Source organism: Streptomyces atratus (assembly GCF_040655115.1).
Taxonomy (GTDB): Bacteria; Actinomycetota; Actinomycetes; order Streptomycetales; family Streptomycetaceae; genus Streptomyces; species Streptomyces atratus_D.
Genome location: NZ_JBFAJH010000091.1, coordinates 1 through 14544 on the forward strand (window position 1 = coordinate 1; position 14544 = coordinate 14544).

A 14544-nucleotide genomic window follows, 5' to 3' on the forward strand; every position below is an offset into this window, starting at 1 on the left:
CAACGGAGAACTCCGGGCGGGCAGTCGGCGATGAAACAGGAAGTCTCACGGCGCGAGCCGTAAGAATCTCCCTCCTTCAGGAGGGAGAGCGTCAAGTGCCCTTCTTGGCCGACTCCGCCGACGGCCAGCGTTCGCCCCGGGCCATGACGTCCTCGAGTGGCTGGAGGTCTTCCGACAGCTCGGCCCACGTCCGGGACCAGAAATCGTCACAGGGATCACTAGGATCGCTCACCTCAGCCAACGCAGCCGCGAGTTGCAGGGCCGCGTCTGTGGGCTGTGCCGTGATCGTCATGCCGACGACCGCGTTTCTCCAGAAGGGCGCAATCCCGGGCTCGCGGCCGTGACGGAATGCGTGGTCGCATGCCTCGCCGATCCATCCGGAGCTCAGAAGTAGTCGGACTGTCTCGTAATGGACGCCGTCATCGCTGGTACGGGCCGCGACGTCCAAGATTTCCGCCCGGGCGGCGAGGGGATCACTATCGCCTAGCCGTTCAACGATGGTTCGGATGGCCGAGGAATCGTTGACCTGTTCCGCCGCTCGTGTGCGAAAGCGTGTCGCTTCCGCGTTCATCTCCAAGGCGTCGGCCAGCAGGGCCGCCTGCCACCACGCTCCGTCCGACTGGTCTATGTCAGTAGGGAGCGTGGCGAGCAGTGCCTGGGCGGTATCACGGTCGTCGGTGGAACAAGCGGCAACGACCCGGGCGGCCCGAAACCGGTTGCCCGCCGAGGTTCTCTGGGCGTCGCGGACGAGCCTGAGGCGGGAAACGGCGGCTTCCCGGTCGGGCCCCCTCTTCACCATCCCCTCGGCGATCCACACAATGTGGTTGGTTTCCTGGGCCGAATCGTCGATCGTGTCCCGCAGGAACCTGCGGCCTTCTTCCGCCAGATAGTCAAAGGTGGTGCGCTCCGAATCGTAGGAGTCGACGAGGAACCACGCTGCGAAGACCCGGGCATCGAGCCGTGCGCCGGAATTTCTCACCAGCCGCTGTGCCACTTGGCGAGCGAAGAGCGACTCACCGGACTCTGCAAGATCCTTGGCAAGATCGGCGATCAGGTTATGTGTGGCGAGATCGGATGGCGTCCGGCCGCTGAGCCACTGCTTCCAGAGCCTGACCGTGTCCTCCACATGGCCGGCCTTCCTCAGGCGAAGTCCTGCCTGGTGGATCCATCCGCCTGGCAGGTCGGCATGGCGCAGCACTGTCTTGAGCAATCTCAGCCCACGGTCTGTTGAGCCTGCGTCGATGAGGGCGTCGGCGGCGCATAGGGCTGCGAATGCGCTGCTTCGGCGACCGAGGGCTTCGATTCGGTCCACCGCGATGTTGTCGCCGCAGTGCCGCGCCAGCAGAGCGAGCGCTGCGGTGCGTCGGGCGGGGTGCACGACGGGTTCTTCAGCCAGTGCTCTCACCTCAGATGCCACGTCAGGGTGATGCATGAGCTGACCGAGGAGGCCGATCGTGTCGTCCCAGGCGGGTCCGTATTGGCGGTCCGTTAGCATGCGCAGCCCAAGCTGTCTGATCAGACGGCTTGCCACATCCGGGACGCGCTGCCCCGTCTCGACAGCGACACGCCCCGCGAGCAGTGCCTGCCAGGCACTGTCTTCTCTCAACCGGCGCCAGAGCAGTTCTGACTGATTTCCTGGTGCGGACGCCCATGAGGCAAGGGTGAGAACGAGGCGCTCATAATCGGCGTGATCGCTCTGAAGGAAGCATGCAGCGTCGTCCAGCCGTGAGAGGTCAGACCCCAGTTTGCGCGCCAGCACGGGGGCTGCAAGGAATTCGGCCAGTGACCGATGGGTGAATCGTGGCCGCCCATGAGCGGTGGCCGTGATCAGACCGGTTGAGGTAAGCAGCGTGGGCAGGATGTGCTCACTCAACGGTATGCCGTCGGGAACGGCCGGAGCGTGGGTCCGGGTCCAGGTGTCGGCTGCGGCAGTCAGGTCCGTATCGTCGTGTGAGAGGTGCTCGGCAGCGATGTGCGCCAAGAGCGGGCGCCGGTTGCTGTAGAGCCAGTCCGCGAGGACTTCCGCGTCCTTGCCGTAGGGGGCCAGGGCGGTGACGAGCCGGTGTCGGGACTGAACGGCCGCCGGTCGGACGTACAGCAGGTACCGGATGAATTGCGCGAACAGGCCCGTGCGAGTCATCGGTAGCCGCGCCTCGGAGTTGTTCTCGTGGACCACGGCGGCGATAGTGGCGAGCAGGGGCACATGTGTCAGGTCATCGCGGAAGGGGGAGTTCCTGATCTCGGCCAGGAACTCCGGAGTCAGCTCGGGGCGGCTCCGGGCGATGAACCATCGTTGAGCGAAGGACGTCAGCTGATCGTTGTCGAACGGCAGGAGGTCGCAGTCGGCGGCGCCGCTTTCGTACAGCGGGCGCACATCGGACAGGAACAGTGGCCGGGAGGTGATCAGGAACCGGTGGCCCCCCCGGTTTACCAGCCGCCAGCGCAAGGCATGAACCACCTTGCGGCGTAGGCCGACATCGAGGATCTCGTCCAGTCCGTCCACGCACACCAGCCACTCGGCACCCGGTGCGGGGCGTTCAGTGAAGGTCGCGGGATCGAGGACGAAGTCGGCTCTCCCGCCCAGTTGGCGGGCGAGCGCTGCCGTAAGAAGGGTAGGGAAAGTCCCGTCTCCGGTGAGGTCCGCAGCAGCAATACGCACGGGCACCAGCCACGGCGTGCCTGGATGCCGCGGGACGTGGCTGTCACCGGACAGCCACACACCCGACCAGCGTTGCACGAGCCTCTGCACCATGCTCGTCTTCCCCGAGCCGGGGGCACCCAAGACGACCGCGACTGGCCGTCTCATGACGAGGTCGCTTGCAGGCACGACCACCGACGGGCCGGGCCTGCTGGATCCGGTCCGCGCATCCGGGTCGACCGCGCGTACCCGCTCTCGGACATAGACATCGCCCAATGGCGGGGCGTCGGCTCCGAAGAGCTCGTACGGCAAATCGGAGCAAATGTCCTGTTGTGCGGCGAGGAGCTGCGCAACGTGAGCTGGCAGCACAGGTGCCCCTTCGCCGCCCGGTCCGGCAGGCTCAGCGAGCGAGAGTTCCGCGCGGCGGGATACGGCGCGGGCGCGGTAGTTGTCTTCCTCGTCCCGCGTCCGGCGCGCCTGCGCCAGCAGCACGTCCACCTTCTGTTCGAGCCGGGTCTCGTGGGGTGCCCGACTACGGTCGACCAAGCCCTGGAAAGCGCGGGCGAAGCCGTCGGCGTGCATGTCCACGAAGCCGTGGTCGAGATGCCCGAACTCCCCCGTCTCACGGTTGCGTTCGACGGCGCCCATCACCTCCTTGCGCAGCCCCTGCCGGCCGTCAGCCGTGTCGAACGAGCGGCGGAAGGCAGCCAGGACGTACTGGTCGCGGAACACGGCGAGGACAGACTCGGGCCGGTTCGCGCAGTACTCGACAAGGGTGTACGCGTACAGGCTGTCGAAGTCCTGTGGCGGCACATGGGGGTCGAGATGGAGAGTCTTCAGGGCCTGGATCACGCGCTCCCGGCGCAGCGCGCTGTCCGCTGCTGGTTTGGCCACCAGTTTGCCAACGATCCCCAACGCCGACGCCAAGATGTCCACCAGTTGTCTCCCCCGAACTCCACAACAGTGCAAGGTGGTTGATCGACGATACCTCTACCGCGCCGTCCCTTACGTCAACTACAGCACCCTCCGCGGGAACGGCAACGCCTCCGCACGCCGGCTTTTCCCCCAGTCGGCTTGATCAGCCGCCGTGGCCTGGAAACGGTCAGGTCGCGGCGGAAAGGACCTGCGACATTGCCCTGTAGCTGTCCGTCACACCCGCATGGTTGCCGAGCCGATGGCGCTCAAGGCGGACGGTGCCGAGATGCCATGCCTCATAGATCCGTGCCCGCACGAGGCGACCGGCGACGCGATCGCCGCCCTGCACCTGCTCCTGGAGAGCCGCATGCGCCGACGCCTGTTCACCGTCATCGACGCCGCCAACGTCACCAAGGCCGCCAGGGAGCCGCTGGTCGCCGCCGCCAAGCGGCACGACATGCTCGTCATCGCGATCATGGTCGCCACCCCGGCTCCGTGTGCGTCCAGCGGCAGGGCCCGCGGCCGGCCAACCGCACGGTGCCGGAAGACACGGTCTCAAGCAGCGCAAGGACGTGACTCCTCCCCCTCATAAATTGAGGGGGCTTCTCGCCATGCCGGTTGGGCTTCGCGACGGACCAGCCCGGCCCGTAGAACGTTGAGAGCCCCGACTGTGTCTGCGTGCGCGGTGTGGCCGCACGAGACGCAGTGGAACGTCTCTTGTGTGGGCCGGTTCTCCTTGGCGGTGTGCCCGCATTCGGGGCACCGCCGGGAGGTGTTGCGGGGGTCCACGGCCATCACCGCCGACGCTGGCTCGCAACTACCCCACGCTGGGCCCTCCGAGCATTGATACACCGACGGGCAGTCCCACCCGAGCAGACGTCAACGGCTTGGCCGGTTCAATCGAGCTCTACCTCGGCACGGACACGCTGTCCTTGCCCGATGGAAGCCTGCGCCCCGTCCAGTGGCGCAGTTACAGCACTGCTTGCCAACAGCACCAGGGGGAAGTCACCGAGAAGAGAACTATTCAACAGGCCTATGCTTCGAAACTCGCCAGTGCACAGCGTGACCCCTCGATCATTGATACCCAGGACTGGGCAGGCGTACGAGCCATCCTCGACACTGTCATCCACGCCTTCGAATAGACGCCGCTAAAATACGGCTTCACGTGATGTACCGCCACTGACACCGAGGTGCGGCACCCGCTGGCACCCAGCCGGTGCCGCCCGGGGCCGGGCTTGCCCGTCAGCGCAGAGGGCCGATCGCCAGGAATACCCTGTGAAGTTGGGAGTATCCCTGTCGAACAGCAAGAGCCGCCGTGCCAAGCTCACCGCCGACAATCTCGCCGCGCTCGCGACTTCGGGCTGGAGTGGGCACAGGACAGGTGATCTGAAGGGGCAGCAAGGGGTGCGTGCCGGATTCGGCACGCACCCCTGCCCGTAGTCGCCTTGGCTGGGCCACACGCTCGCCGCCTGGGTCCCGGCCTGGCGCATGGTGGCACCGAAACTGCGAGCGCGTTCGCGGTGGCCCTCACCGGCTACTGGACCTGGCACCACGCACACGGTCCCGGCGGCGCACTGGGCGCGTGCCGGGGCCGGGCGGCGGAGGCGGGCCGGCAGTGGATCGGCCACCGGCTCGCCTGAAGCGGTTGCCTGGCGGGCGGCTCGTCGGCCAGGCCCTGGCTATTCCTCGGGGTCGTCCTCGCCATCATCGATCACGAGTAACCCGGGTACGGCCCAAACTGGGTTTCCTCCACCGCCCCAGAGTCGCTGGAACAACCGCGACGAGGTTGCAGGGCAACCAAATCCTTAGCCGTAATACGGTTCCGCTTTAGTCGGACCCATTCCGAACGAGTGAATCAGAGAACACAAAGAGCCTGACATCCGTCAGGATACTGAGTAGCGAATACATTGAAATGCAGATGTTTGACGATGAGTGAAGACTTAAGGAGCGAGCATGGCGGCGAAACAACAGGCCACTCCGATCACGCCTCAGGTGGCCATGACCCTGGCCGCCATCGCGGCAACTGGAGCGACTCCGCGTCCGTCGGGGGAAACCCTTCAAGCCCAGACCGAGCGGATCAAGCTCGGCATCTCCCGGCAGTTCTCCAACTCCCCCCTGACGAAAAACTGGACACCGACGTGGCTCGCGCTGAGCCCGGACAACGCGAACATGGCGTACATCGCCAAGAACAACGACGGCTCGAACCAGTTTGCCGTGGTCGTCCGCGGGACAATCGCCAGCGTGACCGACATTCTCGAAGACCTCGACGTCGGCACGGTGGTGCCGTTCACCGCCAGCGGGTCGACGTCCCCCATCTCCGTATCGAAGGGGGCGATGGACGCCTTCACTCAGGTCGTCGACATGCGTTCGCTCGGCACCAGCTCCAATCTCGTGCAGGCGCTCGCCGGCCTCTTGACGGGGGTTCCGCAGCCGACGGTCTACGTGATCGGTCACAGTCTGGGTGGTTGCATCGCGAACATGGTCGCGCTGTACCTGAAGGCGCAGACTTGGCAGCAAAGCCGGCCGCAGTTCGGGGTGGTCACCTTCGCGGCACCCACCGCCGGTCTGGAGAGCTTCGCCGACTACCTCACTTCCCAGTTCGGGAGCATGAACCAGCGCTACGTCAACGCCTACGACGTGGTGCCGCTGGCCTGGGCCGATCTCCCCACCGCGGAGAGCTGGTACCCGGATCCCGGACCAGCGGCGACCCTCGAGGTGAAGGTGCTCCTCGGGTCGATCGCAACTCTGCGCGGGAACAATGTCTACGTCCAGCCGGGCACTGCCGTCAGCAAGAACACCGACTACATGGTCCGCGACGACAATTTGGTCAAGGCCTCGGTTGAGGATTTCCTGGGCCAGGTCGCATTTCAGCACGCCAACTCCACCTACCTCAGACTGCTGGACGCGCCCGTCCTCTCCGGGCCGCCGGTGGTGACCGGCGTGATCCCCAGCTTCGGCGCATCGGGCACACAGGTCACTATCAAGGGCCGCGACTTCAGCAAGGATTGCAACGTCGACTTCGGACCCGTCCCGTGCCAGAAACCACCCACATTCAACCCTGACGGCACCATCACTGCCGAGGTGCCCGACGGGACCGGCGTCGTCAACGTGTATGTCACCAACCCCCTGGGCACCTCGCTGGCAGTCCCGCTCGGGCAGTTCGCCTACGGCGGGCCCGAACCCGTGGTGGTCACCGGCATCACACCGGACAGGGGCAGGGCCAACGACTCGGTCACTATCTCCGGCGCGGGCTTCGTGAAAGGCGCCACCGTGCATTTCGGGAAGAACATCTCGCCATCCGTCCAGGTCGACTCAGACAAGATCGTCGCCAAAGCACCCCCGTCGGGCAAGGCTGCGAGCACGACCGTGGACATCACCGTGACCGTGAACGGCTACTCGTCCCCCACCAGTCCAGCCGACGAGTTCACCTACACCGGGTGACACCGGAGTCGGTCAGCTCACTGGTCCCGGACAGCGGTCGCCCCGCGGTCCGGGACCACATCGCGTCCGCGAGCCCAGTGGCCCGAACGCCGCTTCGCCATCGAAGGCGCCCGCGGCCTGGGCCGCACGCCCGCCCAGCAACTGGCCGACGCAGGCGAGAACGTGGTCGACGGGCCCTCGCTCCCGGCCAGGGCCTGGCCCGGGCCACCGGAGGAGACCGCAAGTGCGCCGAACCGCAGGGCGATTCCCACCACTGGCCTCCACGCCCTCTGCCCCCACCGATCCGCCGCTGCGTTGTCAGCCTGGCCGCAAGGACGATGCCAGTCGCCGGGTCGCGATGCACGGGGACGTACAGGCCCCAGTCGGCGTCACCGGCCTTGAGCCAGCCTCCGGCCCACGGCTCCGGGGTGGTGAGCAGCTGGCACCCGGCGAGCGGGCCGCCCAGGAGTCGGACGATCACAGCGGTACCCCCATCCGGCGAGACTCTCCCACCTCACCCCTTGGTGGGGCTCCGCACCGGAAGGACAGCGGGTGCCTGCGTCTTCCGTCCCGGCTCTGTCGCCGGGCTGACAGCGGCGCGACGCGGCGGCCCGGACGGGCCGTCTGGAATTGGGGTCAGAGTGGCCGGCCATAGCGGGGTGCGGCTGGTGGCCGTCCACGGTGCGATGAGCGCGGCGACCATGGAGGTGGCGGTCAGGAGGCATAACAGCGGCCCATAACCACCGAGGGGTGCGGCCAGGGCGGCGCCGGCGAACGGTGCCGGAGCTGCCGCCGTGGTGACCGGCGCCGCGAGCAGGCCGGAGAGGTGTCCGTAGTGGGCGGCGCCCCAGCGGTCAGTGATAGCGGTGGCCTGGAGAAGGGTGAGGTTGCCGCGGGCCATGCCATCTGCGACCGACACGGCGATGAGCGGGGCGCAAGGGCCGGGCACAGCGGCGATCGCGTCGCTGCTGCGCCCCGCCCGCGAATAGGAGCCGGCTGCCGCGCACGCTTCGAACTCCTCAGAAAAAGAGTCCTGTTGGCGTGACCGAGCCTCACCGCACCACATGAAGTGGACAGGAGCCCGAAGATCAATTACAAAACCGCGAATTAGCCGCCGACCTCGGCACCCGCGTCCGCCGGGTCGTCGGGCGGGATCAGTCGGCCGTGGGGGTTCACAACTACTGAGCAGGCACATCGTTTTGGCGAACATGGACACGATTGGGTGAACGGTGTGACGAGCTGCGGGTATGCCCGGCGGGGTGTGCGTAACGTTCTCGATGCGATCTGGGACGCCGGGTGTGGCGTCAGCAGTCGGGGCCCCCGTATCACCAGCGAGATGGTTCGGGGCCTCCCCGTCGCCTCTGGCCACACCCATATGGCCAGGTCGCAGGGATTCCGCCCGCCCGGGACGGACCGCACACGGGATATGCGTCGCCGACCGGGACGCGAAAGCGGAGAACCAGTGCGCCCAAGACCGTTCGGGGCGTACCGGTGAGCCAGGACTCACTCCTGCCCACCGCCCAGGAACGGTGGAAGAAGTCCGTGAGCGCCCCGACGAGCTGGGGACTGTCCTGGCGGGCGCGTGTGAGCGGGGCGGATGGGCTGGCCGTGGTGGTGTTGAGGAGCAGGCGTGCGGTGTCGGCGATGGCATCGGCTGCGTAGAGCGGGTGGCGCTGGGTTGCGAGGTGCGTGGCGAAGTCAGTCCACCACGGCGGGGGTTCGGGTATACGGCGCGCCCAGCCGGCCGCGCGGGTCAGCACCGTGTGAGGCGAGTGCTCGTAGCAGCGCTTGCACAGTCCTTTGGCCCACTGGCCGCTGCTCCCGCACCCGGCGCAGCGGTCCCGTGCTGTGGCGGTAGCCGGGTCGATGCAGGCTCGGCAGCGTTGGGTCGCCGCGTCCAGGGTCCGTCGTCGTCCGCAGTGCCGGCACTGGCCGCGTGCGGGTTGTCCGGCGGCCCTGCGCTTGCATGCCGCGCACAGCAGTTCCGTCGAACGCCGGGGTGCTCCGCAGGGGCACGTACGTGAGCACCAGGCGCAGCGGCCGGTGTCGGCGCGCAGCCATCGCGGCTTGCGGCAGGCGGTGCAGCGGCTGTGGACGGCATCGGTTGCAGTGGCTGTCATCGGGAACGGATCGTGCCTCACTGGACGCCGCAGAAGACGATCGCGGCGGTCGCGACAGCGGTTATGTCGACCGCGAGGTGGGACCTGGTCCCGCTCCAGCCGTTTGTGCGGCTGGGTGCCGTTCACCCCGAGCGTGGCGAAAGGCCGAGCGCGCTCACTGCGGACAGGCCGACCGCTGCATGCGGGTCAACACCTCCACGGGGATCGGGATCAACACCGCTCAGCGGGTTCGTTCTGTGCCCTGGGAGTCGTGTACCTGGCGGTCATCGGGCCTTTGGTGTGTTCGGTGATCCAGTGGGCGGCGAGGAGGCCGGAGGCGGCGGTGAGGGCGGCGGCGGCGATGACGGTGGCGTTGAGGCCGAGGGTGTCGGCAAGAACGCCGGCGACGAGGGCGCCGGCGGCGTAGCCGATGTCGCGCCAGAAGCGGTACGTGCCCAGCGCGTTGGCGCGCCAGGTGGGGTGGGCATGGTCGGAGACGGAGGCGATGAGGGCGGGATAGACCATCGCGGTGCCGAGGCCCAGGACGACGGCGGACAGGATGCCGGCCAGGAGGGGGCGGTCGAGGAGCGCGAGGGCGAGGACGAAGCCGGCGGACTGGACGAGCATGCCGGTGACGATGAGGGGTTTACGGCCGATGCGGTCGGCGAGGTGCCCGGTGGGGATCTGTCCGATGCCCCACAGGATCGGGTAGAGGCCCTTGATGAGGCCGACGGCGGCCAGCCCGAGTCCGTGATCGGTGAACAGGAGGGGGAAGACGCCCCAGGTCAGGCCGTCGTTGAGGTTGTTGACCAGACCGGCCTGACTGGCGCCGCGCAGCGAGTGGTCGCGCCAGGAGGTACGGGCGAAGGTGGCCCGCAGACCGGTGTCCTCACCCGCGGGCAGGGGCCTGGGGTGCTGGGCCAGTTCGAGGGCGACGTGGCCGGCGGTGTCGCGGACCACGAGCGCCAGGGCGAGGCCCGCGACGACGAAGACGACGCCGATGAGCTCCGGGACCGGGCGCAGGCCGTAGGCGGTGGCGAGGTAGCCGGTGAGCAGGGCGGTGACGCCGACGGCGGTGTAGCCGGCCGCCTCGTTGAGGCCTGTGGCGAAGCCGCGGCGGGACGGGCCGACGAGGTCGATTTTCATGTTGACCGTCATCGACCAGGTCAGGCCCTGGTTGAGACCGAGCAGGACGTTCGCGGCGACGATCCACCCCCACGACGGCGCGTACGCGAGCACGAACGGGACGGGGACACCGATCAGCCAGCCTGCCACGAGGAGCTGCTTGCGGCGGAGGCGTGCGGTCAGCGCTCCGGCGGCCAGGTTGGTGAGGGCCTTGGTGAGGCCGAAGGCGATGATGAACGAGAAGACCGCCAGGTCGCTGGTCAGGCCGAACGTCTCGGAGCCGATGAGCGGCACGGTGGTGCGTTCCAGGCCTACCAGACCGCCCACGGCCACGTTGACCACGACCAGCAGGGAGAACTGGAGCCAGTTCTCCCTGAGACCCAGTCGTACGGGGCGGGTGGAGCCGTGGCCGGACGCTGCGGGCGTGGTGGTGCTCATGGGCGGGTGTCCTTAGGGCCTGGGACGGAGTACGGCCGCTGGGCGGCAGGGCGGGTGCGCCGCGCGTGATGCGGGCCGGCTGGGATGTGCGGCCGGCGGCACATGATGGGGCTACGCGACGCGGGCAGGCACGCATACGTACAGGTCAGCATACCCCCACCGGTATTTTTCTCCAGGCGTCGAGATGGCTCGTCCTCTGTGACGCGAGATACCCAGGGGGGTATTTGACTTCTTGCGTGGGGTCGACCTACGGTCGAGTACATCAATACCCCGGGGGGTACCTGAGAGTGAGAAATACCTCGATGCGTGAAGTAGACCTGGAGGTCTTCGCCGCCGATCTGGCCGCCGGTGCGTTCGTCGTCGACGTCCGTGAGCCCGACGAGTACGCGGCCGGCCACGTGCCGGGCGTCCACAGCGCACCACTGTCCGCGTTCGGCTCCGTCCTCGACGGGCTGCCCGCCGGCCGGCCGGTGTACGTGATCTGCGCGAGCGGCAACCGGAGCCTGTGGGCCGCCGAGCAGCTCGCGGCCCGCGGGGTGGACGCGATCTCCGTCGCGGGCGGCACCGCGGGCTGGGCCCGTGCCGGCCGGCCGCTGGCGAGCGGCGCGTCCGCCTGATCGCCCGGACCGACCGGTCCTCGCCCCCAACCTGCCGGGCGCACAACCGCCCCGTACTCAGCCTTTCGCACCCGCTGTAGGTGTGCGTTCCTTAGGAAGGGATCCGCTGTGTTCTTCAGCCAGTACTACCTCGACTGCCTCTCCCAGGCGTCGTACATGATCGCCGACGAGAGGACCGGTCAGGCGGTGGTCGTCGACCCGCGCCGGGACGTCTCGGAGTACCTGGCCGACGCCCGCGCCCGCGGCTTCACCGTCGTCGGCGTGATCAACACACACTTCCACGCCGACTTCGTCGCCGGTCACCTGGAGATGGCGGACGAGACCGGCGCCTGGATCGGCTACGGCTCGCGCGCCGAGACCGAGTACCCGATCCGCAAGCTCGCGGAGGGCGAGCGCATCACGCTCGGCGACGTTGTCCTGGAGGTCTTGGAGACCCCGGGGCACACGCCGGAGTCGATCAGCGTCCTCGTGTACGAGAACGCCGATGACACCGTGCCGTACGGCGTGCTCACCGGGGACGCGCTGTTCATCGGCGACGTCGGCCGCCCCGACCTGCTCGCCTCGGTGGGTGTGACCGCCGAGGAGCTCGGCGCGATGCTCCACGACAGTGTCCAGAACAAGCTGATGGGCCTGCCCGACGAGGTACGGGTCTTCCCCGCGCACGGCGCCGGATCGGCCTGCGGCAAGAACCTGTCGACCGAGAAGCAGTCGACGATCGGGGAGCAGCGGGCCACCAACTACGCCTGCGCCCCGATGAGCCGTGAGGAGTTCGTCGTGCTCGTCACCGCCGGCCAGTCCGCCGCGCCCGGCTACTTCGCGTACGACGCGGAGCTGAACCGCAAGGACCGCGTCCGCCACGACGCGACGGCCGCGGCCCGGCCGCTGGCGCTTGCCGAGTTCACCGAGCTGCGCGCCGGCGGGGCGGTCGTTGTCGACGCCCGTGACCCGCAGGAGTTTGCCGCCGGGCACCTGCGCGGCGCCGTGAACGTGCCTGCCGACGGCCGGTTCGCCGAGCAGGTCGGCACCGTTCTGGACCCGGCCGACGAGCTGGTCGTCATGGCCCCGCAGAACCGTGAGGAGGAGGTTGTCACCCGGCTCGCCCGGATCGGCTTCGACCGGGTGGCGGGCTACCTGCGCAACCCCGAGGACGCCCTCAGGGTCATGGAGGACGAGGTCGCCCCCGCCAGCCGTCTCACCGCAGCGCACCTGAAGGCCGCCCTCGCCGGCGACAACCCGCCGCTCGTCGTGGACGTCCGCACCTGCGGCGAGCGCGAGGCCAACGGCTTCATGCCCGAGGCCCTGCACATCCCACTGAGCGAACTGCCCACGCGGACGGACGAACTCCCCGCCAACCGGCCGCTCGTCCTTCACTGCGCGGGCGGTCACCGCTCTTCGATCGCGGCGAGCCTGCTGCGCCACCGCGGTGTCGAGGACGTCTCGGACATCCTCGGCGGCTACGCCGCCTGGGCCCTCGCGACGGAATCCACCGGCGCCTGACCGCCCCCGAGCCGCCGGCGCTGTGTGCCGAGGGCACCCCGCCCCGCTCCGCCGGCCGGTAGCGGGCCGGGGCCGCACTGCCCCGCCCGCGACGGCCCCGAGCCTCCACCTGACAGACACCCCCCGGGGGCCCGCTACCACAGGGGCCCCTCACACCCGCCCACATATACCCCCGTGGGTATGCTTTCCTTCGGAGTCATGCATGAGCGCCAAGCGCACCGTTCAGTCCATCACCCCTGCCGTACTGCGCAAACTCACCGAGGAAGGAAGCGCACCGCGCCTGCTCGACGTGCGCACCCCCGCCGAGTTCCGCACCTCCCACATCCCCGGCTCCTACAACGTGCCGCTTCACACCCTGCGCGAGCACCGCGCGGAACTGCGCTCCCACCTCGACGAGGACATCGTGCTCGTCTGCCGCTCCGGAGCCCGCGCATCCCAGGCCGAGCAGGCACTTGCCGAGGTCGGCCTGCCGAACCTCCGCGTCCTGGACGGTGGCATGAACGCCTGGGAGGCGGCCAGCGCGCCCGTGAAGCGGGGTCCCGAGCGCTGGGACATGGAGCGTCAGGTCCGCCTCGTCGCCGGCTCGATCGTGCTCACCACCGGCCTCATCGGCATCCTGGTACCGGGCGCCCACCTCATCGGTACGGCGGTCGGTGCGGGCCTGACCTACGCGGCGCTCAGCAACTCCTGCGCCATGGGCGTCCTGCTCTCCAAGCTCCCCTACAACCGCGGACCCCGCACCGACATCAGCACGGTGATCGCGGAGCTGCGGAGCGCACCGTGACCGCCCTCATCGTCGCGGTCTCGCTGCTCATCGGCGTCAGCCTCGGAATCCTCGGCGGCGGCGGCTCGATCCTGACCGTCCCGATCCTGGTCTACCTGGCGGGGCAGGAGACCAAGGAGGCCATCGCCACCTCCCTGTTCGTGGTCGGCGTCACCAGCATCGCCGCCCTGATCCCGCACGCCCGCGCCCACCGGGTCCGCTGGCGGACCGGACTGCTCTTCGGCGCGTTCAGCATGGCCGGCGCCTACGGAGGCGGACGGCTCGCCGAATACATCCCCGGCACGATTCTGCTCATCGCGTTCGCCCTGATGATGCTCGCCACCGCCGCGGCCATGCTCCGCAAGCCCCGGCCCGGACGAGAGCGCACCCGGCCCGCGCACAAGGAACTGCCCCTGAAGCACATCGCCGTCGAGGGCCTCGTCATCGGCGCCGTGACCGGCCTGGTCGGATCCGGCGGCGGGTTCCTCGTCGTCCCGGCCCTGGCCATCCTCGGCGGACTGCCGATGGGCGTCGCGGTCGGCACCTCGCTCCTGGTCATCGCGATGAAGTCCTTCGCCGGACTCGCCGGCCACCTCTCCGGTGTGTCGATCGACTGGGGCCTGGCCCTGACCGTGACCGCGGCGGCGGTGGTCGGCAGCCTGATCGGCGGCCGGCTCGCGGGACGCATCCCGCAGGACGCACTGCGCAAGGCCTTCGGCTGGTTCGTCGTTGTCATGGGCGTCTTCGTCCTCGCCCAGCAGCTCGACACCGCCGTGTGGACCCATCCGGCCACCTGGGCGGTACTCGGAGCCGTGGTGGCCGCCGCGGTCGCTGCCCGGCTGTGGCGACGCTCAAGGCCGCCGCGCCCGGACACGGCGCCCACCGTCCATAAGCGCTCTCTGCCCCAGGACGGGCGTCAGCAGAGCACCGCATCGAATTGACGCTCTCCCTCCTGAAGGAGGGAGATTCTTACGGCTCGCGCCGTGAGACTTCCTGTTTCATCGCCGACTGCCCGCCCGGAGTTCTCCGTTG

General features: G+C 68.6%; 11 protein-coding genes and 2 pseudogenes. 9 read left to right on the top strand and 4 right to left on the bottom strand.

All coding sequences use genetic code 11. The features are described from left to right. Positions 1 to 91: 91 nt before the first annotated feature. Positions 92 to 3574: an NACHT domain-containing protein gene (locus AB0I23_RS39900; protein WP_359117926.1), complete on the bottom strand. Its 3483-nt coding sequence runs from the start codon at positions 3572 to 3574 to the stop codon at positions 92 to 94. A 223-nt stretch (positions 3575 to 3797) separates the two neighbouring features. Here AB0I23_RS39900 and AB0I23_RS39905 point away from each other — a divergent pair, with 223 nt between their 5' ends. After that, positions 3798 to 4145: an AAA family ATPase gene (locus tag AB0I23_RS39905; RefSeq protein ID WP_359117928.1), complete on the top strand. Its 348-nt coding sequence runs from the start codon at positions 3798 to 3800 to the stop codon at positions 4143 to 4145. Here AB0I23_RS39905 and AB0I23_RS39910 read toward each other — a convergent pair. Beyond that, a pseudogene (locus AB0I23_RS39910) lies at positions 4109 to 4351 on the bottom strand (zinc ribbon domain-containing protein); the annotation flags it as partial. The gene AB0I23_RS39905 and the pseudogene AB0I23_RS39910 sit on opposite strands and share 37 nt — an antisense overlap. Positions 4352 to 4440: 89 nt before the next feature. On the opposite strand from AB0I23_RS39910, the gene AB0I23_RS39915 reads away from it, so the two are divergent. The 4 genes from AB0I23_RS39915 (at position 4441) to AB0I23_RS39930 (ending at position 6994) form a co-directional block, all read left to right on the top strand. Further along, on the top strand, positions 4441 to 4695 hold the full coding sequence (locus tag AB0I23_RS39915; protein ID WP_359117931.1) for a hypothetical protein: 255 nt from the start codon (positions 4441 to 4443) through the stop codon (positions 4693 to 4695). Positions 4696 to 4834: 139 nt separating this feature from the next. After that, entirely contained in the window at positions 4835 to 4993 is a 159-nt protein-coding gene (locus AB0I23_RS39920) for a hypothetical protein (protein WP_359117933.1), read from the top strand. Positions 4994 to 4998: 5 nt separating this feature from the next. Then, entirely contained in the window at positions 4999 to 5193 is a 195-nt protein-coding gene (locus AB0I23_RS39925) for a hypothetical protein (protein WP_359117935.1), read from the top strand. Between the two features lie 358 nt (positions 5194 to 5551). Beyond that, on the top strand, positions 5552 to 6994 hold the full coding sequence (locus AB0I23_RS39930; protein WP_359117953.1) for a lipase family protein: 1443 nt from the start codon (positions 5552 to 5554) through the stop codon (positions 6992 to 6994). Between the two features lie 646 nt (positions 6995 to 7640). Here the strand turns inward: AB0I23_RS39930 and AB0I23_RS41905 are convergent. Next, a pseudogene (locus AB0I23_RS41905) lies at positions 7641 to 7934 on the bottom strand (MFS transporter); the annotation flags it as partial. A 1369-nt stretch (positions 7935 to 9303) separates the two neighbouring features. Next, positions 9304 to 10635, bottom strand: coding sequence for an MFS transporter (locus tag AB0I23_RS39940; RefSeq protein ID WP_359117938.1), 1332 nt, complete (start codon positions 10633 to 10635; stop codon positions 9304 to 9306). Between the two features lie 302 nt (positions 10636 to 10937). On the opposite strand from AB0I23_RS39940, the gene AB0I23_RS39945 reads away from it, so the two are divergent. The 4 genes from AB0I23_RS39945 (at position 10938) to AB0I23_RS39960 (ending at position 14453) form a co-directional block, all read left to right on the top strand. Continuing rightward, the gene (locus AB0I23_RS39945; protein WP_359117941.1) at positions 10938 to 11252 is read left to right on the top strand and encodes a rhodanese-like domain-containing protein; all 315 of its coding nucleotides are present in this window, start codon (positions 10938 to 10940) and stop codon (positions 11250 to 11252) included. A gap of 108 nt (positions 11253 to 11360) precedes the next feature. Beyond that, on the top strand, positions 11361 to 12749 hold the full coding sequence (locus tag AB0I23_RS39950) for a rhodanese-like domain-containing protein (RefSeq protein WP_359117944.1): 1389 nt from the start codon (positions 11361 to 11363) through the stop codon (positions 12747 to 12749). A gap of 202 nt (positions 12750 to 12951) precedes the next feature. After that, on the top strand, positions 12952 to 13533 hold the full coding sequence (locus AB0I23_RS39955) for a rhodanese-like domain-containing protein (RefSeq protein WP_359117947.1): 582 nt from the start codon (positions 12952 to 12954) through the stop codon (positions 13531 to 13533). Beyond that, the gene (locus AB0I23_RS39960) at positions 13530 to 14453 is read left to right on the top strand and encodes a sulfite exporter TauE/SafE family protein (RefSeq protein ID WP_359117950.1); all 924 of its coding nucleotides are present in this window, start codon (positions 13530 to 13532) and stop codon (positions 14451 to 14453) included. Before AB0I23_RS39955 ends, AB0I23_RS39960 begins: the two co-directional genes overlap by 4 nt. Positions 14454 to 14544 lie beyond the last annotated feature (91 nt).